This is a genomic window from Arthrobacter sp. H14 (assembly GCF_000520495.1).
GTDB lineage: Bacteria > Actinomycetota > Actinomycetes > Actinomycetales > Micrococcaceae > Arthrobacter_C.
In genome coordinates, this window is the sequence record NZ_KI914630.1 from 50,609 (window position 1) to 71,551 (window position 20,943).

Below are 20,943 nucleotides of genomic sequence, written 5' to 3' on the forward strand. Positions count from 1 at the left end.
GGACCTGGGGGCGGCGGCGAGGCGGGCAACGCGGAAGCGGACGCGCAAATCACCAGACTGCGGACGGCGGACCCCAGCCGGTCTGCGTCCACGGGCGAAAGCGGCCCGCTGATCAGTATGGAAACACTGAACAAGGCCATCCGGCTCAAGAGCGAAGTCTCGATGGGTATCGTGGACGGCCAGGGGAATCACCAGCGGGAGCGGCTTGTTCCACTCTCGGCAGGGGGTGGACGCGTGCGGGTATATGACCCCGCCCACGAGATGGAGCGCGTCATCTCCATTCACCGCGTCATGGACGTTGAACTAGCAACCGAACCGGAGACCCGATGAGCGACGGACCATTGATCGTCCAAAGCGACAAAACCATCCTGCTGGAGGTCGACCACGAGCAGGCCACCGAGGCCCGCCATGCGATCGCCGCCTTCGCGGAGCTGGAGCGCGCGCCCGAGCACATGCACAGCTACCGGCTCACTCCGCTCGGTCTCTGGAACGCCCGGGCTGCGGGGCTCGACGCCGAACAGGTGCTGGACACCTTGCTGAAGTACTCGCGCTTCCCGGTGCCGCACTCGCTGCTGCTGGACATTGAGGAAACGATGTCCCGCTACGGCCGGCTCTGGCTGGAGAAGGACGAACAGCACGGTTTGGTCATGCGCACCAATGACTACCCCGTCCTCGAAGAGGTCATGCACGCCAAGAAGATCGAGCCGCTGCTGGGCCCGCGGATCGACGCGAACACCGTCGTCGTACATAATTCCGAACGCGGCCAGCTCAAGCAGCTGCTGCTCAAGGTCGGCTGGCCCGCCGAGGACTTCGCCGGTTACGTCGACGGGCAACCGCATCCGATCGAGCTGGACCTGACTGACTGGCAGCTCCGCCCGTACCAGAACCTCGCGGTGGAGAACTTCTGGGCGGGCGGTTCCGGCGTCGTCGTCCTCCCTTGCGGCGCGGGCAAAACCCTGGTGGGCGCGGCGGCCATGGCAACCAGCGGTACGACGACGCTGATCCTGGTCACCAACACCGTTTCCGCGCGGCAGTGGAAAGACGAGCTGCTCAAGCGGACCAGCCTCACCGAGGACGAGATCGGCGAATACTCCGGCACGGTCAAGGAAGTCCGGCCGGTCACGATTGCCACGTACCAGGTGATGACCAAGAAGCGCGGTGGACTCTATCCGCACCTCGAGCTGCTGGACGAGAACGACTGGGGTCTGATCATTTACGACGAGGTCCATCTGCTGCCTGCGCCGATTTTCCGGATGACGGCGGACCTGCAGGCGCGGCGGCGGCTCGGGCTGACCGCCACGCTGGTGCGTGAAGACGGCCGCGAGGGAGAGGTGTTCTCGCTGATCGGCCCCAAGCGCTACGACGCTCCGTGGAAGGACATCGAGGCGCAGGGCTACATCGCCCCGGCGGACTGCGTGGAAGTGCGCGTGGACCTGCCGCGGGACGAACGGGTCGCCTACGCGATGGCGGAGGACGCGGACAAATACAGGTTATGTTCGACGTCGGAAACCAAGACTTCCGTGGTGGAGCGGCTGGTGGCCTCGCATGCCGGGGACCAGCTGCTGGTGATCGGACAGTACATCGACCAGCTCGACGAAATCGGCGGGAAGCTGGACGCGCCGGTGATCAAGGGCGAAACTCCGGTGAAGGAACGCCAGCGGCTGTTCAGCGCCTTCCGGGCCGGCGAGTTGCACACTCTGGTGGTCTCGAAGGTGGCGAACTTCTCCATCGACCTGCCCGAAGCCTCGGTGGCGATCCAGGTCTCCGGGTCGTTCGGATCACGCCAGGAGGAGGCCCAGCGTCTCGGCCGGCTGCTGCGGCCCAAGGCCGACGGCCGGTCCGCCCGGTTCTACACCGTCGTCGCCCGGGACACCCTGGACCAGGAGTATGCCGCCCGGCGACAGCGCTTCCTGGCCGAGCAGGGTTACGCGTACACGATTATGGACGCGAAAGACATCGCCGCGGCTTAAAGTGTTTCGCAACGCTGGTGTCTAGTGACACTCGTGCGGATCGGAAGGCGCAGGACCAGCGGGCGGCCAAGGTGGAATGTTGCCGGTCCTGCGCTGGTCAGCGCATACCGCTGTTCCGGTACATCTGCAGCTGGACCTGGTCCCGCTCGCGTTCCAACCGGGCAATATCCGGCGAACCCTGATGCTGGGCGAGGAACGCCACCACCCGATGGGATCGTCCGGTAATGCCGTGAATGGCCTGCCGGATTCTGTGGTGTGCCTGGTCTGCCGCTTCGATCACGTCCTGGACGTCGATGACCGGCGACGCTGCAGGTGCGGCCATCGATATGGGCTGGCTCAGTCCGACGACGGGTGGCAGGTTGTCCTCCATAATTCAGCCCTCCTGGGACATAGATGGCAAACGGATTCACTACCAACTTTGGGGCTTTACCGTTCTGTGATCATGAGACCGGTGCCCTATTTTTCAGCGGAAGCAGCCTCCCTCGGGTCAAGCTGTGGGACCGGGGTCCCGCCGCTGTTCAGCGCCCACCCAGACCGGTATCCATCAGTCCGTCCGGCGCCCGCTCCGATCTACAATTAGGTCCGGTCAGCGCCCGCCCAGACCGGCGTCGCGGGCCAAGATAATGGCCTGCGCCCGGTTGGTCACAGCGAGTTTTTCGAAGATATGCGTGATGTGGTTCCGGACCGTTTTGGGACTGATCACCAGTTTGCGGGCGATGGCGGCATTGTCGAGTCCGGCCGCCACCAGTTCCAGAAGCTGCCGTTCCCTGTTGGTCAACATGGCCAACGCCCTCGGAGCGTGTGACGGTTCGGTGCCAAGGAAGTCGCCCACCGCTGCCAGGAACTGAGGCCATGCCGGTTCGTGGGCGAGCAGCACATGGTTGCGGCTGTCCAGCGGGACAAAGGAAGCACCGGGGATCAGGGCCGCCACCTGGTATCCATTTTCCATCGGCACCATTGCGTCATACCGGCTGTGCAGCACCAGGGTCGGCACATCCAGGCACTGGGCCTGTTCGGTGACATCGATGTCGTGGCCTACACGCATCGAACGTACGGCTGCCCCTGCAGTGGCGGAGCGGCGTTGCAGATGGTTAAACCACTGATACTGCTCCAGCGACGCATCCGGCATAAACCGCGCCGTCCAGAGCTGACGGATGGCCGGATTATCCTCGCCCCAGGATATTTCCATCAGGGTCTGCAGAGCTTCCGTCTCCTGCCGGCCCTTGGCCGTATCCGCACGCCGGGCACGTCCGAGGAGGAACGTCCCATACAACACGAGAGCGGTGACCTTCTCTGGGTGGCGGAGGGTATATTCAATCGCGACCGGGCCGGCGTTCAATATTGCCAGCAGCGGAAAACGGCCCAGTCCGGCGGCGTTGATGACTGTTTCCAGGTCCTCGACCCACACATTGAGGGAGACCTCCTTCTCCCCGGCGGAAGAGAGGCCGGTTTCCCTGCTGTCATAACGGATCATCCGGTGCGAGCGGCCCAGATCCTCCAGCCAGTGGCGCCAGACCGGGCTCTCCCACTCATACTCCAGGTGCGTCAGCCAATGGCCCACCTTGACCAGCGCAGGCCCGTGTCCATGAACGGCATACGCGATCCGCGCGCCGTCCGGGGTGGTGGCAAAACGGATTCTCTGATTCGATACCAAAAGACACCTCTGACGCCGGTTCTTATGCTACTCGCACGTCCGGTCGTCAGTCCCTGCTGTACCCCACCAAATTATCTGCCAGCTGCCGCTGCAATCCGCCCGACGGCGTCCGTGAGGATCTCCGGTGAGGTCCCGAAGTTCAACCGCGCATGCCCTTCTCCGGCAGGACCGTACCGCGGCCCCGGACCGAGACCGACCCGGGCGTGTTCGAGGATGTGCGCCGCCGGATCGCTGCCCCAGCCAAACCGACGAAAGTCGAGCCACGCCAGGTAACTGGCCTGCGGCGGTTCGTAGCCGACGTCGGGCAGTTGCTCCTTGATCAGGGTGGCCAGGAGCGAGCGGTTCGCATCAAGTGTGAGAATCAGGTCATCCAGCCACGGCTCGCCCTGCTCGAAAGCGGCGGTGCTGGCCAGGACCCCAAAAAGCCCCGTGCGGTACTGCACAGCTTCCGGAAGCCGGCGGACGACGTCGGCATTGGAACCATTGGCGGTGACGACGGCGGCACATTTGAGACCTGCGAGATTCCAGCCCTTGCTCGCGGAGACGAAGGAAAAGCCCTGCACCCGGGCTGCCTCCGACACGGTCAGGAACGGGACGAAGCTGCTGCCCGGCAGCACCAATGGCGCGTGGATCTCGTCGCTAAGGATATAGACGCCGTACCGGTGCGCCAGCTCAGCCAGAAACTCCAGGTCCTCCCGCCCATGCTGCAAGCCGACCGGGTTCTGCGGGTTGCACAGCACGTAGGCCTTGAGGCCGGCCGCAAATGCCGCTTCCAGGCCCTCGAAATCAAGCCGCCAGCCACCACGGTCGCTGGACAGCGGTACATCGACCGTCCGTGAGCCGGCTTCGTTCAACCAGTCGTAGAACGGCGCATAGACGGGTGAGCTGATACCGACCGGATCGCCGGGACGGACCAGCAGACGCAGCATCTCGACGACGCCGACACCCACGTCGGGCGCCACGGCGACCTGCCCGGGATCGATCCGCCATCCCCAGCGCCGGTCGGCAAAACCGCTCAGCGCCAGCGGCAGCTCCGGATTCGGCGGAACGTAACCGGTGTCGGACCGTTGCACAGCCGCGGTCAACGCAGCGGCCACCGGTTCGGCGAGCGCGAAGTCCATCTCTGCCACCGGCAGCGGCAGGACGTCGTCGTCGAACGTACTCCATTTGGCGCTGTGCCGGCGGCGGAGTGCCGGAAGTGAATCGACCGGAAGCAAGGGCATGTCGCTGCCATCCTTTCCAAAAGCGGGCCTGGGTAGCACGGGCGCCGTGCAGCCTTTCCATCACTGTATCGCCGCCGGACAGCCTGGTCTTATCGGGTCTGCCACCGTTTCCGCTCCCAATGTGTTCCCAGCAAACACACAGACTCGCCGTGCAGGATGGAATTGTGAAGAGAACTGATACTGAAGCAAAACTGCTGGTTGTAGATGATGAGCCCAACATTCGTGAACTGCTTGCCACCTCGCTGCGCTTCGCCGGTTTCGACGTCGTTGCTGCCGCCAATGGCCGCGAGGCCCTCACCGCTGTCGAGGAACATAACCCGGATCTCGCCGTCATGGATGTGATGCTTCCGGATATGGACGGCTTCACGGTGACCCGTAAGCTCCGCGCTGCGGGCAGGCATTTCCCGGTCCTGTTCCTGACCGCAAAGGATGACACCGAAGACAAGGTCACCGGCCTGACGGTTGGCGGCGACGACTACGTGACCAAGCCATTCAGCCTCGACGAGGTCGTGGCCCGTATCCGCGCGGTCCTGCGGCGGACCGCTCCGCTGGAGGAAGACGACGCCATCATCCGCGTCGATGACCTTGAGCTCGACGACGATGCTCACGAGGTGCGCCGTGCCGGCGAGAACATCGACCTGTCCCCCACCGAGTTCAAACTGCTCCGCTATCTGATGCTCAATCCCAACCGGGTATTGTCGAAGGCCCAGATCCTCGACCACGTCTGGGAATACGACTTTAACGGAGACGCCTCGATCGTCGAATCATACATTTCGTATCTGCGGCGGAAAATCGACGCCCATCCGGATGCACCGGCTTTGATCCAGACCAAACGCGGGGTGGGTTACCTGTTGCGGACGGCCGAGAAGCGCTAGACCTTGGTGAAGCTCTGGAGATCCTCGTCGCTGCGTGCGCAGCTGATCACCATCATGTCCGCCTTGATGGTGATCGTCGTGGGCGTGACCTGCGTGTTAACCATTTCGTTACTGCGCGGCTTTTTGGTTGACCAGATTGACCAGGACCTGAAGGCCAACCGGCAGGCAGTTTCCGACCGGCTTTTTGGCATGTCCGACTCATCCCGGGTGCCGCTGACGAACTATCATGGCATCCTGCTCTCCCCGGCCGGCAAGCACCTGATCGCCTTTACGAGCGATGATGAGCCAGAGATCGGCACGCCATCAGTTGCCGAGGTCAAAGCCCGTGGCAGAGATGCGTTCACGGTGCCGGGCACCGGCGAAGACAGTGAGGGATGGCGCGTCCGGCTCTACCCGCTTGCCAGCGGGGAAGGGAGCGTCGCCATTGCCCTGCCGCTCAATGACACCACCGCCTTCATCAAGCAAGCCACCCAAATCATCCTGACCGGAGGCCTTCTGGCGACGGCAGTAGCCGCCGTCATCGCCTATATGGCTGTAGCGCGCTCGTTCCGGCCGCTCGCCAGAATGGAAAAGACCGCATCCGCCATCGCCGCGGGAGACCTCTCACAACGCGTCCGGGTGGAGAACCCGTCCACTGAGGTAGGCCGGCTCAGTAAATCCGTGAATGCCATGCTGGCCCATATTGAGGAGGCATTTGCCTCCCGCATGGCCTCCGAGAAGAAGATGCGCCGTTTCGTGGCGGATGCTTCCCATGAACTGCGCACCCCGCTGGTGACTATCCGCGGCTATTCCGAGTTGTACCGCCATGGTGCACTTCAGAGTGATGAAGACATTACGACGGCGATGGGCCGGATTGAGAACGAAGCCAAGCGGATGGGCCAGATGGTGGAGGACCTGTTGATGCTCGCCCGCATCGATGAACAACGGCCCCTCGAAATGCGGCCGGTGGATCTGCTGGAACTGGCACATGACTCCGCCACGGACGCCATGGCAGGCGCCCAGGACCGGGACATCCGGGTGATATCGCTCGACGGCGGCAAACCGGCCAGTGCACCGACCGCCGGGGACGAGGCCCGCCTTCGCCAGGTGCTGGCCAACCTGGTGACCAACGCGCTCCGCTACACTCCTGTCGGCACTCCCATCGAGATTGCGGTGGGCGTACAACACGTAATTGATGACAGCAAAGACTCGATCATCGAAGTCCGCGACCATGGTCACGGCATCTCCGATGCGGAGGCGGCCCGGGTCTTCGAACGTTTCTACCGTGCTGATACGTCGCGCACCCGTGAAACCGGCGGTACCGGTCTGGGGCTGGCCATCGTCGCGGCGATCGTCGCCCAGCACGATGGCACCGTTCGGCTGGAGGAAACAAGAGGTGGCGGAGCGACGATGTCGATCCGGCTGCCTTACGTGCATCCTGCGTCCCGCACCGGCGGAGCAGATACGCATACCGGTCCCAACTCCGCTTCTGTCGAGGTTATTGAGCCCACGTCACGCTCGGTCGATTTCGGGCGCTGACCGTTCTGCTGTGAGTTATCCACAGTTGAAGCATTGCCCCTCGCGACGCGTCCTTTGTGAAATTAGTCTTGAATCACAGGCGAACACAAACAGGAGGCAGCCACGTGGCACAGTTCAATGTTGACAGTGAAGTACTACAGCTCAGGAGTTCCGCGGTCCGGGGGTCGGTGGAGCGGATCCGGACCGAAGTGGAGACCATGCAGCGCGGGCTGCAGGAACTTCAGGGCAGCTGGACCGGCGCCGCCGCGACGACGTTCCAGGGATTGATCGTCGACTGGCGCGCCACCCAAATGAAGGTGGAAGCGTCACTGGAGAGTATCAATACGGCCCTTTCCACCGCCGCTACGCAGTACGCACAGGCAGAACAAGCCAACACCAGAATGTTTACTGCAGGCTGATCCATGCCGGCAAGGACCAGCCGTCGGAACCGGTCTTAGCGGCGGCGGTTCCGGCGGCGCTCCTGCCATCCCGCTTCGGTGGTTAACGGTCGGGCAAGGTTATCCCCCAGGACCACGCCGCCGGCGATCGAGAGCGTGACTGTGAGCGCGTTGAACAGGCCGACGAACCCTTCGATCGAATCCACGGACTCGACGGTCACGCCATACATCGACCGGAAAAGCAGCAATCCCGGCAGAAGGAAGGTCACAGCGGGTACGGCCAGCACCAGCTGCGGAGTATGCATCCAGCTGCCCACCAGTCTGGAGCCGAGGCCGACGACAGTGGCGCCGATGGCCGGAGCCAGCAAACCGCCCACACCCAGGGCGATATAACCGTTCATGGCGAGCAGGCCGGCCAGTCCGATGGCCGCTGTGGGTAATACATAACTGGCCTTCGTCTGCTCTGCTATGGCGAGCATGGCGGTGGCGAGCACCAGCAGGGCGCCCAGCAGGAAGGGGCTGATAACCGCGCCTTCTTCGGTGACATCGATCCGCCCCGGGCCCAGCAAGGCCCCGGCAACAACACCCACTGCGATGCCCGAGACCAGTCCGCCCAGCACCAGGAACGCTGAGGAGAACCGGCCCGCGGCTGTGACCGGGAAACCATAGATAGCGTCCTGGGTGGCGGAAATAACCCGGCCGGTCGGAAGGAGGAGAATTATGCCGCCGGCCACGATGAATCCGGTGCCAGCCGGCAGGCCCATGCGCAGTATCGCGATGGCGGCCAATGTGATGAAGGCGGAGCAGGCCGCCATCGTGAAGAATTCCGGCAGCCTCCAGCGGCCGAGTTGCCGGGCAAGGAACTGCACGATGAGGGTGATGACGAAGGCGGACAGGCAGTCGACCAGACCGCCGCCGAGAACGCCGGTGAGCGCCGAGGCCGCCGTTGCGCTGGCCCCAATCACCATCCATTTGGCAAACGGCTTCGGCCGGGTCATGATGTCCTGCAACTCTTGCAGAGCTGCCGTGCGGGTCAATTCGCCGGTCGCAATTTTCCTGACCAGCTGGTGTATGTAAGCCAAGCCGGCGTAGTTCTGTGACCAGGACCGGACCACCCGCATCATGCTGACCGGCTCTGAATTAGTGTCGGGGTAGTTCACCTTCACCGACTGGTTGGTGATGTCGACTTCGATCTCGCGGAGTCCATATGCGGCTGCAATGGCGACAATGCTCGATTCTGCTTCCAAGGCGCCAGCTCCGAAACGCAGCATGCCCTCAGCCACACGCAGCGCCAGATCGACCGTTTCGCGTGAGTCGGTATCCGCCACGGCACGGCTCTTCGCCTGCGCATAGGGTCCACCACCGAGACTGTCCACCAGGCTCTGCGGGGGACGCGGAGTCTCACCCTGTACCAGCCGGCGCAGGACGCGTCGCGCATCGCTCTCGCGGCCCTTTCCTCCGGCGAGCCGCGCCGGAGACGGCCGGCTCCGGGTCACCGAAGGCGGTTCGGTGCTCTGCTGTCCCTGCAAGGTGGACGGATCCGGCCGCCGGCTGCCGCCGGAAGCAGCGCCTGTGTCCTTCTCCTTCGAGGACTTGTCCTCCACAGATCACTCCTTCCTGCTGATCAAAGCCGCGGTCCTGCTGCTGGTTAAGACGTTAGGCGAACACCGGCGGCACTATCCACATCACCGGCTTAACCGCGTCGGGCGCGGCATCCGCAATGGATGCCGCGCCCTTCGCTGCGCTCGGCTGAACCGATAGCTGAGCTTGTGGGGACTAGAAGCCGCCCATACCGCCCATGCCGCCCATGTCGTCGCCGCCCGCGGCTCCGCCGCCGCCCTTTTCAGGCTTATCGGCGACAACTGCCTCGGTGGTGAGGAACAGACCGGCGATGGAAGCCGCGTTCTGCAGAGCAGAGCGGGTCACCTTGACCGGGTCGGCCACACCGGCAGCCAGCAGGTCCTCGTACTGGCCGGTTGCTGCGTTAAGCCCGAAGCCAACGTCCAGTCCGCGGACCTTGTCGGCCACAACGCCCGGCTCGAGGCCGGCGTTGAACGCGATCTGCTTCAGCGGAGCATCAATAGCAACCTTGACGATGTTGGCACCGGTCGCCTCGTCGCCCGAAAGCTGCAGGTTGGCGAATGCCTTCACGCCAGCCTGGATCAGAGCCACGCCACCACCGGGGACGATGCCTTCTTCCACAGCCGCCTTGGCGTTGCGGACGGCGTCCTCGATGCGGTGCTTGCGCTCCTTGAGCTCCACCTCGGTGGCCGCGCCGGCCTTGATGACTGCAACGCCGCCGGCCAGCTTGGCCAGGCGTTCCTGCAGCTTCTCGCGGTCGTAGTCGGAGTCGGAGTTCTCGATCTCGGCGCGGATCTGGCTGACACGACCGGCGATCTCGTCCGCGTCGCCTGCGCCCTCGACGATGGTCGTCTCGTCCTTGGTGACAACAACCTTGCGCGCCTGGCCCAGCATGCCGAGCTCGGCGTTATCCAGCTTCAGGCCGACTTCCTCGGCGATAACCTGGCCACCGGTCAGGATGGCGATGTCCGCCAACTGAGCCTTGCGGCGGTCACCGAATCCGGGAGCCTTGACGGCAACGGACTTGAAGGTGCCGCGGATCTTGTTCACGACCAGGGTGGCCAGGGCTTCGCCCTCGACATCCTCGGCGACGATCAGCAGCGGCTTGCCGGACTGCATGACCTTCTCCAGGACGGAAACCATGTCCTTGACGTTGGAGATCTTGGAGTTGACGATCAGGATGTATGGGTCTTCCAGTACAGTTTCCTGGCGGTCGGCGTCCGTTACGAAGTAACCGGAGATGTAGCCCTTGTCGAAGCGCATTCCCTCGGTTAGCTCAAGCTCCAGGCCGAAGGTGTTGGACTCCTCGACGGTGATGACGCCTTCCTTGCCCACCTTGTCGAGGGCTTCGGCAATCAGGTCACCGATAGCGGTGTCGCCGGCGGAAATCGAAGCCGTGGCAGCGATCTGCTCTTTGGTCTCGATCTCCTTGGCGGAGGCCAGCAGTTCCGTGGTCACTGCTTCAACGGCCTTCTCGATGCCGCGCTTGAGGCTCAGCGGGTCAGCGCCGGCCGCGACGTTGCGCAGGCCTTCCTTGACCAGTGCCTGGGCCAGCACGGTAGCCGTCGTCGTACCGTCACCGGCGATATCGTCGGTCTTCTTGGCGACTTCCTTGACCAGCTCGGCGCCGATCTTTTCGTACGGGTCGTCCAGCTCGATCTCCTTGGCGATGGAAACACCATCGTTGGTGATCGTCGGAGCGCCCCACTTCTTCTCAAGGACCACGTTGCGGCCACGCGGGCCGAGGGTGACCTTGACGGCGTCAGCGAGGATGTTCAGACCCCGCTCGAGGCCACGGCGTGCCTCTTCGTCAAATGCAATCATTTTGGCCATAACGGCTGATGTCCCTCCTGGACAGTTCCACTGTCAGCTATAAAGAGCACAGACCTGCTGTGATGCCCGCGACGGACGGACTGACACGCGGCGATCTCTTTACGTCACGCGCCGGCCCTCACCACAGAGGTTTACTGTTCCACTCCAGCCCAGCGCTGCTTAGCAGTCAACCGGCAAGAGTGCTAAGCCAAAAATTAGCACTGAGGCCACCGGAGTGCAAGCTGTGGCGGCGTCGCAGCAGCCATGTTCGCCACCCGCGCAACTGGGGCTTCTTATTCCTGCTGCTCCGTCGCGGTCGTGGTCGCCAGTATCGTCTTCGCTGGTACCGCCCGGCCGTCCGCACCGTACTCATACAGCTCGAACTTCGCCTCGGTAATGTCGCCGTCCGCATCGAAGGTGGTGGGGCCGGATTGTCCTCGATAGTCGATCGGTCTACCCTTGTCCAGCAGAGCAACGCACTCCGCGAAGCCGGAACAGTCCGTTGCAGCCGGATCGGACGTAACGGAAGAACCATCCGTGTACTCATGGTTGCCCGAGACTTCCAGGAGGTGGGCAACGATGGATGCCCCGGCGTCGTCATCCGCATCTGCCGCGGCAAGCGCAGCCAGGATAACCGCGTCGTAAGCTTCCCCCGCAAAAGTCAGATGTCCGAGGTCCGGATTCACCGCGAGGATTCGTCGCTGGAATGGCGTCGATGGCAGACTTCCAGCGAGGATTCCGTGACTGCCCTTCAGCGCCCCTGCCGGCAGCTCGTCATGATAGTTCCCGGTGGCCGCGCTGCTCAGGAACAGAGCCGAAGGTGCAATTCCGGATTCGGTCAGCTGTTCCAAAGCGGTCCGCGCGTCACGGACGGCGACGACGACGGCGTCCGGCTCTGCGTCCACGGCCTCCGCAACTGCCTGGCCAACGCCTCCGGCAGTGGAAACCAGGGCCGGCGACGCTCCCTTGCCGTCCAGTTCCTCCTTCAGTGCCTCAGTGACAGTGCCGCTATAGGTTGAATCGTCGTGGAGGATCACAACGTTTCGCTTTTCGGCCGTCCACAGCTGTTCGGCCAGCGCCTTGCCCTCAAGGGCATGGGAAGGATAAGTGCGGAAGTAATAGCCGCCCGAGGAATAGTTGCTCAAAGCCGCTGCACCATTGGACGGGGAAATCAGCACCGTCCCAGCGTCACTCAACATGTCGATGGCTGCAGGGGCCTGTGACGAGTCGGTGGGGCCAATGACGACGTCGGCGCCGCCGTCGATAAAGTCCTGCGCTGCCACAACTGCGGCCTCCCCACCCTGCGAAGGAAGCAGTTTCACCTGCCGGCCGTTGGGCCCGACCGCGTCATTGATCTCCCTGACGGCCAACTGCACCGCTGCGCGCTGGGAGTCGTTCAGGAATTTCTGCTCTCCGGTACTTTCCAGGATCATTCCGATTTTCAGCACACCGTTGCCGCTGGCCTGCGTTTCGGTGATTCTGAGATTCGGCTGCGGCTGCCCGCACCCGGTCATGCCCACCGCCAAGCCGGCGGCAATCGTTGCGGCTGCGAAGGCCCTGACAGCTCTATTCCGGACTGTTCTTACGGCTGCCATGGCTTGACCAGGCCGCTCAGAGCGGCCTTACACTTTCGGCCTGCGGGCCTTTCTGGCCCTCTCCGATATCGAACTGGACGCGCTGTCCTTCAACGAGGGAACGATCCCCGTCCATCTCGAGAGCCGACCAATGAACAAACACTTCGGAACCGTCCTCATCGACACTGATGAAGCCGTACCCTTTTTCCGCGTTGAACCATTTCACAGTTCCCTGCGCCATACCTTCTCCAGACTGTCATGCCCCGTTGCGGCGGTCTCACTGACCGGGGCATGCAATCACTTTATTCGCCGGTTCCCGGAAACGACGGCGGCGGCGCGCGGAACGTTATCGACGCGTAACGATTCAGCAGGCCGGCAGGTTCGACGTCGTCGCCGTCGTGATACTCAGCGGCAGAGGTTTCACAGTCGGTGCGGCGGCTTTAGCTGAAACCGGGTCCGAGCACTACGGTCAGAGGCTGCTGCAGCTCGGCAGAGTCGATAAGCCGCTCAATCCCCAGCGGACCGGCTATTGCCTGCGCGTTGGCCAACTGATCGGGACCGTTGTAGAAGACAACGGAACTTGGCTGCGGCGCGCCGGCCCAGTTTCCGGTGAGGGTGACCGGCCACCCGGCAGCGGTCAGCCGGCTGCCGGCATTACCGGCCAACCCGGGCACGGTGGTTGAATTCAGAACGACGACGCCGGTGGTCTTGTCGACCGCGGCTGCCTCCGGCGAAGGCTCGGCAGATTCTGGAGGCGCTTCGGACTCTGCCGGCGCTGACTCTTGCGTCTCTTCAGCCGGGCCGGCGCTTTCCGACGGGGCCGCACCGCCGTCGGACTCCTCGCTGGGATCGGACGATACCTTGTTCTCATTGTCGTTAATCGCTTCCGCGGGTTCGTCAGTAGCCTGCGAATCCGTGCCCTGGGTCGCAACCGGTTCAGAGCCGCCCAGAAGATTGAGGTTGGGAAGGACGAAGTATGCGGCGGCACCGATCAAAAGGGCGATTACACCTGCCGAGATGACGAGCGCCAGTCCCCCGCCCTTCGGCTGTTCCATCCGTTCGCGGTGAACTCCCTGACGCGATGAGGATTCCGGGACCCGGTCAAACTCGTCCCGAGAGTAATTGCTCATAGTCGGCTGATGTCCTTGTGGTTGCTGGCTGCTGCGGTGGCTTACGCCTCGTTTCCAAGCCGCCGTGCAGTACGTGCGCGTTGACGAGACGTACGTAGTCTACGCAATCTCTTGACCAGCATGGGATCGTGGGCCAGCGCCGCCTCGGTATCGATCAGCGCGTTCAGGATCTGGTAATAATGCGTAGCGGACAAATCGAACAGCTCGCGGATGGCCTGTTCCTTCGCCCCGGCGTACTTCCACCACTGCCGTTCGAGGGCGAGCATCCGCTGCTCCCGCTCGCGTAAGTCGCTGTCCGGGTCGTATTCGGTGTCGATGGAAAAAGCGCTGGCCGCACCGGTCCCCGGGGATGCTGCAGGCTGGGGTCCGGATGCCTGAGCTGCTGCCACGATACACTCCATCATTGTTTTTCCGCCATGAATTACCTCCCCATGTTAGTTGGAAATAACAGCGGTGTCATTCGCATCGGCGCGTCGCCTTCAGCGCCGGACGCTTGACGCAACTCGCCTGTACCCGCCGTCATCGGCAATGATTGAAATATGCACGACGACGGCACTGACCTTTCAGAGGTGATGGCACCCGACTGGGCCGAGGCACTGGCACCGGTTGAGCAGGATATCCATGCGATGGGAGAGTTCCTGCGGGAGGAGCTCAGAATGGGCCACCGGTACCTGCCGGCGGGTGGACACGTCCTCCGGGCCTTCCAGCGTCCGCTCGCCAATGTCAAGGTCCTGATAGTCGGCCAGGATCCGTATCCGACGCCGGGACACTCCATTGGCCTGGCATTTTCGGTCGAACCGCATGTCCGGCCACTGCCGCGGAGCCTGAACAACATGTATACGGAACTGCACGCGGACCTGGGCATTGAGCCGGCCCCACACGGCGATCTGAGTGCCTGGAGCGACCAAGGCGTGCTGCTCCTGAACCGGGTGCTCACCGTCCGTCCGGGCGAGACCGGATCGCACCGGCGCAAAGGCTGGGAAGCGATCACCGAAGCTGCCATCCGCGCTGTTCTGGGACGCAATCAGCCACTTGTGGCCATCCTCTGGGGCCGGGATGCGCAGAAACTTGTCCCACTGCTCGGTGATACGCCGCGGATCGAATCCGCCCATCCGAGTCCGCTTTCGGCATCGCGGGGCTTCTTCGGCTCGCGGCCCTTCAGCCGGGCCAACGAACTCCTGCAGGCGCAAGGAGCCGAACCTGTGGACTGGCGCCTGCACTGATTCGCGGGGCCATTTCGCTGAACCGGAGAGTGGACCGACGCTCTGGCCCGAACCTGGTTACCGGCGTCGTCCGCGGCGGCGCTCATTGGCACCCATGCCTTTGGTGACCGGGTTGGCGAGGTTGTCTCCGAGGACCACACCGCCGGCAATCGCCAGGATGACCGTGAGCGCATTGAAGATCCCCAAGGGCCCGTTCAGGCTCCCGGTCTCCTCAATTGTGAAGATGTACATGGAACGGAAAATCAGCAGTCCGGGCAACAGGTAGAGCACCGCGGGTACGGCCACCACAAGCTGCGGCGAATTCAACCGCAAGGCGACAATACGGGCAGCGAAACCTATCACCACCGCCGCCATCGCCGGCGCCAAACGCTCGCCGATGCCCAGGTTCAAGGCGGCGGAGTAGACGAAGAACCCCAAGACCGCCACCAATCCGGTGGGCAGCAGCAGGGTGGCCTTGCTCTGTTCGATGACGGCGATCATCGCACCGGCGACCAGCACCAGGACGATCAGCACCCAGAAATTGTAAACCGGCGGTGATTCCTCAGTAACGTCCAGACGCGGCAGCCCCAGCATCACTCCACCGACCAGGCCAACGGCAATTCCCGACACCACCGCGCCGAAGGTTAAAAATGCCGAGAGCAAGCGTCCTGCAGCCGTTACGGGATACCCGTTGATCGCATCCTGCACGGCGGAGACGAGCCGGCCCGAGGGCAGCAGCAACAGAATCCCGCCCGCGATCACGAGTCCAGGCGAGATCGGCATCGTCAACCACCAGCACAGCAAGGCGATAAAGGTGACGACGGCGGAACTGGCCGCGGTGGTGAAGAACTCCGGCACCCGCCACCGTCCCAGCTGCCGGGCAAGGATGTTGACCAGGATTGTACTGCCGAAGGCGACGGCCGATGCAGCCATTCCGCCACCAATAATGGCGACAATCACCGCACCGAAGATTCCGACGGCGAAAGTCACCATCCATTTCGCGTACGGCTTCGGACTTGTGGTGATCTCCCCCAGACGGTTGGCTGCCTCGCCGCGGGTCATCTCGCCGTCGATAACCTCCGTAACCAACTGGTGCACCAGCGACAGGCCGGAATAGTTGTTGGTCCACGAGCGGACCACCCGCATCAAAGTGATCGGGGTGCGGTCCTTCGGAGCGTAGTTGATCACCACCGACTGGTTGGTGATGTCCACCTCGACGTTGCGCAAACCCAGCGACGCGGTGACAGCGATGATGCTGGTCTCCACCTCGAGGGCGCCGGCGCCGTAGCGGAACATGGATTCAGCGAGATTCAGGGCGAAATCGAGCGTCTTACGGGCATTCGCGTCCACCCCGCCGACCTGGATGGTGGGGTTGGCATAGGGGCTGCCGACCAACCGGTCCACGAGACTCATTGGGGCCGTCGGCGGCGACTCCCCCTGCACCAGTTTGCGGAGCATCTGCCGGGCCGGATAATTCGTCCGTGGCTGCAAGACCGACGGCACCGGACGTGTTCCACCGGTGGCAGGATTCGTTTCCTGGGGAAGCGCCATCTTATCTGGAGCTGGCCGCTTGCCCTTTCTTGTGCGGCCGGGCGTCTTATCCTCCAAGAACCCCTCCTCAGTACTGCTTGGATACCATCGGCAGCGTCACAATCCGGCCGGCGGTACCGTCATTTTTAATAGAATGGCTGGTGATGTTTCCGCCAATACACTTGGCGGGCAACGCGTTCACCGACAGTGCTCCAGACACGGTACTTCACTGGACTAATCACGCGGTCATGGCAACCTGCGAAATCGGTGACAGTCTTGGTGAAGCTGGTCTTGAACAGGCCCAGCCCGTATTGCGGGTGGTCCTTGTCCTTGCGCCTGGCCGCTGGCGGCGTTCCACAGAAATCATACTCCGTCACGCCCAGTTCCTTGAGCTGATTAATCGCCGTCCACTGCAGCAAGTGGGAGTCACCGTACTGCGAGCGCCGCGGCGTCGAACCGCCGTCCTTATAGGTGCCCTTGCAGCCGTACTTAATCACGAACGCGCCGACCGACGGCTGGCCGTCCTCGTAGACGAACAGCAGGCGGCCGAAGCCGGCATCAACGAATTTCCGCCAGAAGGTCCGGTAGTACTCGAACGAACGCAGGGTGGCCGTCAGCTGGCCCTGCTGCGCCTGGCCCATCAGCTCGAACATGGCCCGGAAGTTTCCCTCCGTCGGCTCCACATTGTGCACTTCAACGCCCTCGCGGATGGCACGGCGCACGGCATTCCGGCCGCGGGAGTGCAGGTTTTTCAGCAACTCCTCCGGTTCCGGGCTGACGTCCAGCAGCGCCGTCGAGTCATTGGGCTGGATATTGAAGGTCTTAACCAAACCGGACCGCGTGAAGAATGCACGGATTTTTTCTGTGGCGACGACGTCGGGTTCCACCTTGACCGCGAAGACGTTGAGCCGGAGCCGCTTCACCAGCGCCGCGGCCGCATCCGCAATGTCCGGCACATCGGCCGGTTTCGCGACGCCTGGTCCCTTGATCATGTACCAGAGGCTTCCGAGCCCGGGAACGGCCTTTTCCAGCACAAGGTTGTAGCTGGTGTAGGGACCTTCGAATACGAGATGTACCGGGCGCCAGCCCTGCAGCTGCTTCACCTCGGCGAAGGGCGTCGACTGGAGCACATTGCCACCGTTCGGATTCGAGGTGACGTGTGAATCCCAGTCGGCGATCTCATCGGCAGTGGCCAGTCGTGCGGAAAATTCGGGCACAGTTCCTCGCTTCGCTTCTTTCAGCCATCGTTTTCGTTCCAGCTGCGCTGGTGGCACGGCGTTGCGTCTTCGTCATCGCCTTGGCTCTGTCCAGCATCTGTCGCCGACAGGCCCCGCACAAATCGTACTCTGTCTAGCGCTCTCCCCCGGCGGTGGTCAGCCCCGGGAGGAATTCCTCCGGCAGTTCCGCAACGGGAACAATCACCATGTCCTGGACCTTCCAATCCATCTCGATGCAGGCTTTCCGGGCCTGCTCGAGGTGGCTCATCGAGGGAGTCAGTTCCTTATTGGGCACCACGAACGACTCGACATGGAATACGTGGCCTTCATCACGGACCCGGGATGCGGCCTTCGCCACCCAGTCCAGTCCACTCAGGTACGCATCTATACGGTCGGTGAGCGGGTTCGGTTCGGAATCATCGTAGGTCCTGGCCCGGGTGTCGACCAACCCTCCCACTGCACCGCGCAGATTCCTGATTCCGTCATGCAGAATGCTTGCCGAGATGACCAGCGCGGCCACTGAGTCCGCCCACCACCATCCAACGCCGATACCCGCGACGCCGATGGCTGCGGCGAGGCCTGTCATCCAGTCCGCCTTGTTCATATCCGCGTCCGCGTACAGCACCTTGTCATGCAGTTTCTTGGCCAGTTTCATCTTGACCCTGCCCAAATACACGGGCGGAGCAGCCGTCAACACCATCGCACCGATCATCAGCCACCCCAGCCAGAAGGTTTGGCCGAACAGTGTGATGCCGCCAATGGTGGGGTGCTCGGCAGAGATCAGCGCGATGCCGGAATCGACCACCAGGTAGCCGCCCATGACCAGGAGCGCAACAGCGGCCACCAGGTGGGCAATCCCCACAGAGCGGTGGAACCCATACGGATGCTGCTCGGTCGGAGCACGCCTGATGATGCGGGATGCCACCAAAAAAGCAATTGGCGGCAGGAACGACAGCAGATCTTCAATCCAGGCCGCTTTCATGGCCTGCGAATTGCCCAGTACAAGGTAGACGATGATGACCGCGACGACGAGGAACGCGATCGTGATCCATTCCCATTTAATCGCTTTGCGCAGCGCCGCCTGCTGCTCCTCTGGAAGCTCGGTATGGCCGAAACGGGCGGTCTTGCCTGCCTGGCTCATGACGCCAGCCTCTGATTTCCCGGCATTTCCCCGGTCACCTCCAAAAACCAATTTTGGCGCGGCTGCTGATTCGCACTCTAGCAGAACCAGTCAGCATACTGTCTTTATCGAAATGGAGGTCAGCTCGTCGAGCCGTACGTATACCCATGGTCCGCAGCAAATGTTTTAAAGACCTCCTTGGTGGTGTCTCCTTTAGCGATGAATTTGCCGCCCATATATTCGGCCAGATCGTCCAATGCTTCCGACATGGCCTGGCCTCCCGGCAGAATATCGGGCCGTTGCGAAAGCCGCGCTTCTTCGCACAATTCCGACGCATAGAAAATCACTGCAGGCAACGATGTTTCCGCCTGGGCGACACCACGGCCAACGGACCGGTGAACGATCCTGGTTTGCGCCGCAGATTCCTCGAAATCCACCACACCGTCGTGACCACCAGCCGGCTCAGTCTCCCGCGCCCGCGCGGATGCAGCAAGGTCTGGAAAACGTCGTACAAACCCACCGCGGCGACAACAATTCCGAGAATCGTAAACAACCACTCCATGTAAAGACTGTAATCGTATTGACCCCATAAAAACCTGCATTAAGAAGTATCCTTAGTACACGTGGGAAATCGACTTGATTCCCACCTCTACCACGTCGCCAAAGCGTGACGCGGTCAGGGTAATTCAGGTAGCAGTATCCATTAAGGAGTAGGACACATGGGTATCATCGGATTCCTGATTCTTGGCCTCATTATGGGAGTGCTGGCCAAGCTCATCCTGCCTGGAAAGCAAGGCGGCGGTTGGATTGCCACCTTGGTGCTGGGCGTACTTGGGGCCCTCCTCGGAGGATGGCTCGGTTCAGCAATCTTCGGCGTCGGACTCGAAGAATTCTGGTCGCTCCAGACTTGGCTCGTCGCACTGGTCGGAGCTCTGGTGGTTCTCGGCATCTGGGGATTCATCACCAACCGCGGCCACGCCCGGACCTAACCGCACGCTGGCTCATCGACACGTGGTCCCCGGTCCACCGGACCGGGGACCACGTGCTGCACTCAGCGTCGATGTTTTGCCTTGGTCAGATGTCCCGTGCCGGAATCAGGCCTTCCCGCCCTCAAGGAACTGCCGGAAAGTCAGCGGGGTCCGGCCGGTTAGCGCCTCGACATCACCGCTCACTCCGTCCAGCTCTCCCTTGGCGACAGCCGTATACGTACTGACCCAGGCATCGTACTGCCAGCCCGGCGCGTCCCACTTCTTCCGGGATTCGTACGCCTCTTCCACGGTTTCGTTGTAGTAACTCAAATCCCTGCCGGTCACGTCGCTGATGGTGGCGGCGATCTCGGCAAAGGTCAGGGCCTCCGGGCCAGTGAGATTGTAGGTCCGGCCGGCATGCGGGCCCGGATCCTGAAGTACGACGGCGGCGGCAGCGGCAATATCCTCCCTCGTTACGGCAGACACCCGGCCGTGATCGCCGGGACCGCGGATGACGCCGTCGTCGCCGGCCAACATTGGCATGATGTCCTGGTAAAAGTTGTTCCTCAGGAAGGTGAATCCGAGGCCGCTTCCACGGATATGCTCCTCCGTTGCCCAATGGTCCCGGCCCAGCGTGAACGTCGCGTCCGTTGCCGCGCCAAGAAAAGATGTGTAAACAAGATGTTCGACGCCGGCATCCTTGGCCGCATCGACGAAGGTCCGGTGCTGGGTCACACGGTCGGCGGTTTCGGAGGCGGAGACCATGAACAACACCTTCACGCCGGACAGCGCCGTTTCAGCCGAATCCCTGTCCGAATAAGTGGCACGCACGGTGGCCGCGCCCGGCAACTGCGGGGCGCGGCTGATGTCGCGCACCGGCAACCGCTGCTGCAGTCCGGCGTCGGACAAGATCTGCGCCACACGGCCTCCCAGAGCGCCGGTGGATCCGGTTACTGCTATGTCGGCTACCTTCTCAACCATGAAGTTCCTCTCCTGCATTGGCTTTACCGATGCGAACAACCCGTCGGCTGTATCGATTCCGCCGAATGTACCGCATCCCGTCCAGCTTGACATCACCGCCGGACCGGGAAAACTGGAAGCATTACCGCGGGAGGGGAGGCAGGCATTGTGAAGGAGCCAGAGTCGCCACGCTTTCTCGCTTCCGGACAATGGGTGGACCAGGACGAGCCGG

The 20,943-nt window shown here is 62.7% G+C and carries 20 protein-coding genes and 1 pseudogene; 7 read left to right on the plus strand and 14 right to left on the minus strand.

All coding sequences use genetic code 11. The features are described from left to right. Both Y707_RS32075 and Y707_RS0104175 read left to right on the plus strand, forming a co-directional pair. Nucleotides 1–330, plus strand: a pseudogene (locus Y707_RS32075) (hypothetical protein); the annotation flags it as partial. Further along, nucleotides 327–1,970, plus strand: coding sequence for a DNA repair helicase XPB (locus tag Y707_RS0104175; protein ID WP_026534148.1), 1,644 nt, complete (start codon nucleotides 327–329; stop codon nucleotides 1,968–1,970). The pseudogene Y707_RS32075 and the gene Y707_RS0104175, both read left to right, overlap by 4 nt. A 97-nt stretch (nucleotides 1,971–2,067) precedes the next feature. Here Y707_RS0104175 and Y707_RS0104180 read toward each other — a convergent pair whose 3' ends face one another. The 3 genes from Y707_RS0104180 to Y707_RS0104190 all read right to left on the minus strand — a co-directional run bounded on the left by Y707_RS0104180 (nucleotide 2,068) and on the right by Y707_RS0104190 (nucleotide 4,847). Further along, nucleotides 2,068–2,340, minus strand: a complete 273-nt coding sequence (locus tag Y707_RS0104180; RefSeq protein ID WP_026534149.1) for a hypothetical protein — start codon at nucleotides 2,338–2,340, stop codon at nucleotides 2,068–2,070. Between the two features lie 216 nt (nucleotides 2,341–2,556). Next, on the minus strand, nucleotides 2,557–3,624 hold the full coding sequence (locus Y707_RS0104185; RefSeq protein ID WP_026534150.1) for an alpha/beta fold hydrolase: 1,068 nt from the start codon (nucleotides 3,622–3,624) through the stop codon (nucleotides 2,557–2,559). A gap of 71 nt (nucleotides 3,625–3,695) precedes the next feature. Beyond that, entirely contained in the window at nucleotides 3,696–4,847 is a 1,152-nt protein-coding gene (locus Y707_RS0104190; protein WP_026534151.1) for a MalY/PatB family protein, read from the minus strand. A 119-nt stretch (nucleotides 4,848–4,966) separates the two neighbouring features. Between Y707_RS0104190 and Y707_RS0104195 the strand changes: the two genes are divergently transcribed. From Y707_RS0104195 to Y707_RS0104205, 3 genes are all read left to right on the plus strand, one after another. Further along, nucleotides 4,967–5,722 (plus strand): response regulator transcription factor, encoded by a 756-nt coding sequence (locus Y707_RS0104195; RefSeq protein ID WP_442853276.1) that lies wholly within the window; start codon nucleotides 4,967–4,969, stop codon nucleotides 5,720–5,722. Between the two features lie 6 nt (nucleotides 5,723–5,728). Next, nucleotides 5,729–7,240 (plus strand): sensor histidine kinase, encoded by a 1,512-nt coding sequence (locus Y707_RS23350; protein WP_253905053.1) that lies wholly within the window; start codon nucleotides 5,729–5,731, stop codon nucleotides 7,238–7,240. Nucleotides 7,241–7,344: 104 nt separating this feature from the next. Next, nucleotides 7,345–7,638, plus strand: coding sequence for a WXG100 family type VII secretion target (locus Y707_RS0104205; RefSeq protein WP_026534153.1), 294 nt, complete (start codon nucleotides 7,345–7,347; stop codon nucleotides 7,636–7,638). A gap of 35 nt (nucleotides 7,639–7,673) precedes the next feature. On the opposite strand, the gene Y707_RS23355 is transcribed toward Y707_RS0104205, so the two are convergent. The 6 genes from Y707_RS23355 to Y707_RS0104235 form a co-directional block, all read right to left on the minus strand. Next, the gene (locus Y707_RS23355; RefSeq protein ID WP_051441630.1) at nucleotides 7,674–9,221 is read right to left on the minus strand and encodes a threonine/serine exporter family protein; all 1,548 of its coding nucleotides are present in this window, start codon (nucleotides 9,219–9,221) and stop codon (nucleotides 7,674–7,676) included. 172 nt (nucleotides 9,222–9,393) lie between these two features. Then, entirely contained in the window at nucleotides 9,394–11,031 is a 1,638-nt protein-coding gene (gene groL / locus Y707_RS0104215) for a chaperonin GroEL (protein WP_026534154.1), read from the minus strand. Between the two features lie 272 nt (nucleotides 11,032–11,303). Then, nucleotides 11,304–12,605, minus strand: coding sequence for an ABC transporter substrate-binding protein (locus Y707_RS0104220; RefSeq protein ID WP_051441631.1), 1,302 nt, complete (start codon nucleotides 12,603–12,605; stop codon nucleotides 11,304–11,306). Nucleotides 12,606–12,621: 16 nt separating this feature from the next. Next, a complete protein-coding gene (locus tag Y707_RS0104225) occupies nucleotides 12,622–12,825 on the minus strand; it encodes a cold-shock protein (protein WP_026534156.1) in 204 nt (67 codons plus the stop codon). Nucleotides 12,826–13,024: 199 nt separating this feature from the next. Beyond that, on the minus strand, nucleotides 13,025–13,714 hold the full coding sequence (locus Y707_RS0104230; RefSeq protein ID WP_026534157.1) for a LytR C-terminal domain-containing protein: 690 nt from the start codon (nucleotides 13,712–13,714) through the stop codon (nucleotides 13,025–13,027). Nucleotides 13,715–13,755: 41 nt separating this feature from the next. Next, nucleotides 13,756–14,031: a DUF3263 domain-containing protein gene (locus Y707_RS0104235; RefSeq protein WP_051441639.1), complete on the minus strand. Its 276-nt coding sequence runs from the start codon at nucleotides 14,029–14,031 to the stop codon at nucleotides 13,756–13,758. A 222-nt stretch (nucleotides 14,032–14,253) separates the two neighbouring features. On the opposite strand from Y707_RS0104235, the gene Y707_RS0104240 reads away from it, so the two are divergent. Continuing rightward, nucleotides 14,254–14,937 carry a uracil-DNA glycosylase gene (locus Y707_RS0104240; protein ID WP_026534159.1) on the plus strand — a complete coding sequence of 228 codons (684 nt, stop codon included), beginning with the start codon at nucleotides 14,254–14,256 and terminating at the stop codon, nucleotides 14,935–14,937. 57 nt (nucleotides 14,938–14,994) lie between these two features. Here Y707_RS0104240 and Y707_RS0104245 read toward each other — a convergent pair whose 3' ends face one another. From Y707_RS0104245 to Y707_RS0104260, 4 genes are all read right to left on the minus strand, one after another. Continuing rightward, entirely contained in the window at nucleotides 14,995–16,467 is a 1,473-nt protein-coding gene (locus tag Y707_RS0104245; RefSeq protein ID WP_026534160.1) for a threonine/serine exporter family protein, read from the minus strand. Nucleotides 16,468–16,592: 125 nt separating this feature from the next. Then, entirely contained in the window at nucleotides 16,593–17,663 is a 1,071-nt protein-coding gene (locus tag Y707_RS0104250; RefSeq protein ID WP_026534161.1) for a lipid II:glycine glycyltransferase FemX, read from the minus strand. A gap of 133 nt (nucleotides 17,664–17,796) precedes the next feature. Further along, a complete protein-coding gene (locus Y707_RS0104255) occupies nucleotides 17,797–18,804 on the minus strand; it encodes a cation diffusion facilitator family transporter (protein WP_026534162.1) in 1,008 nt (335 codons plus the stop codon). 119 nt (nucleotides 18,805–18,923) lie between these two features. Beyond that, entirely contained in the window at nucleotides 18,924–19,220 is a 297-nt protein-coding gene (locus Y707_RS0104260; protein ID WP_026534163.1) for a hypothetical protein, read from the minus strand. A 282-nt stretch (nucleotides 19,221–19,502) separates the two neighbouring features. Between Y707_RS0104260 and Y707_RS0104265 the strand changes: the two genes are divergently transcribed. Then, nucleotides 19,503–19,772 carry a GlsB/YeaQ/YmgE family stress response membrane protein gene (locus Y707_RS0104265; protein WP_026534164.1) on the plus strand — a complete coding sequence of 90 codons (270 nt, stop codon included), beginning with the start codon at nucleotides 19,503–19,505 and terminating at the stop codon, nucleotides 19,770–19,772. A gap of 105 nt (nucleotides 19,773–19,877) precedes the next feature. Here the strand turns inward: Y707_RS0104265 and Y707_RS0104270 are convergent, their stop codons facing one another. Then, nucleotides 19,878–20,732, minus strand: a complete 855-nt coding sequence (locus Y707_RS0104270; protein WP_026534165.1) for an SDR family oxidoreductase — start codon at nucleotides 20,730–20,732, stop codon at nucleotides 19,878–19,880. Nucleotides 20,733–20,943 lie beyond the last annotated feature (211 nt).

Bases quoted from the DNA above. Each gene is read 5' to 3' on its own strand.
- Y707_RS0104195 (WP_442853276.1), top strand. From the start codon at position 4,967: ATGTGTTCCCAGCAAACACACAGACTCGCCGTGCAGGATGGAATTGTG.
- Y707_RS0104190 (WP_026534151.1), bottom strand. From the start codon at position 4,847: ATGCCCTTGCTTCCGGTCGATTCACTTCCGGCACTCCGCCGCCGGCAC.
- Y707_RS0104240 (WP_026534159.1), top strand. From the start codon at position 14,254: ATGCACGACGACGGCACTGACCTTTCAGAGGTGATGGCACCCGACTGG.
- Y707_RS0104265 (WP_026534164.1), top strand. From the start codon at position 19,503: ATGGGTATCATCGGATTCCTGATTCTTGGCCTCATTATGGGAGTGCTG.
- Y707_RS0104230 (WP_026534157.1), bottom strand. From the start codon at position 13,714: ATGAGCAATTACTCTCGGGACGAGTTTGACCGGGTCCCGGAATCCTCA.
- groL (WP_026534154.1), bottom strand. From the start codon at position 11,031: ATGGCCAAAATGATTGCATTTGACGAAGAGGCACGCCGTGGCCTCGAG.
- Y707_RS0104245 (WP_026534160.1), bottom strand. From the start codon at position 16,467: ATGGCGCTTCCCCAGGAAACGAATCCTGCCACCGGTGGAACACGTCCG.
- Y707_RS0104220 (WP_051441631.1), bottom strand. From the start codon at position 12,605: ATGGCAGCCGTAAGAACAGTCCGGAATAGAGCTGTCAGGGCCTTCGCA.
- Y707_RS0104180 (WP_026534149.1), bottom strand. From the start codon at position 2,340: ATGGAGGACAACCTGCCACCCGTCGTCGGACTGAGCCAGCCCATATCG.
- Y707_RS0104175 (WP_026534148.1), top strand. From the start codon at position 327: ATGAGCGACGGACCATTGATCGTCCAAAGCGACAAAACCATCCTGCTG.
- Y707_RS0104270 (WP_026534165.1), bottom strand. From the start codon at position 20,732: ATGGTTGAGAAGGTAGCCGACATAGCAGTAACCGGATCCACCGGCGCT.
- Y707_RS0104255 (WP_026534162.1), bottom strand. From the start codon at position 18,804: ATGAGCCAGGCAGGCAAGACCGCCCGTTTCGGCCATACCGAGCTTCCA.
- Y707_RS0104225 (WP_026534156.1), bottom strand. From the start codon at position 12,825: ATGGCGCAGGGAACTGTGAAATGGTTCAACGCGGAAAAAGGGTACGGC.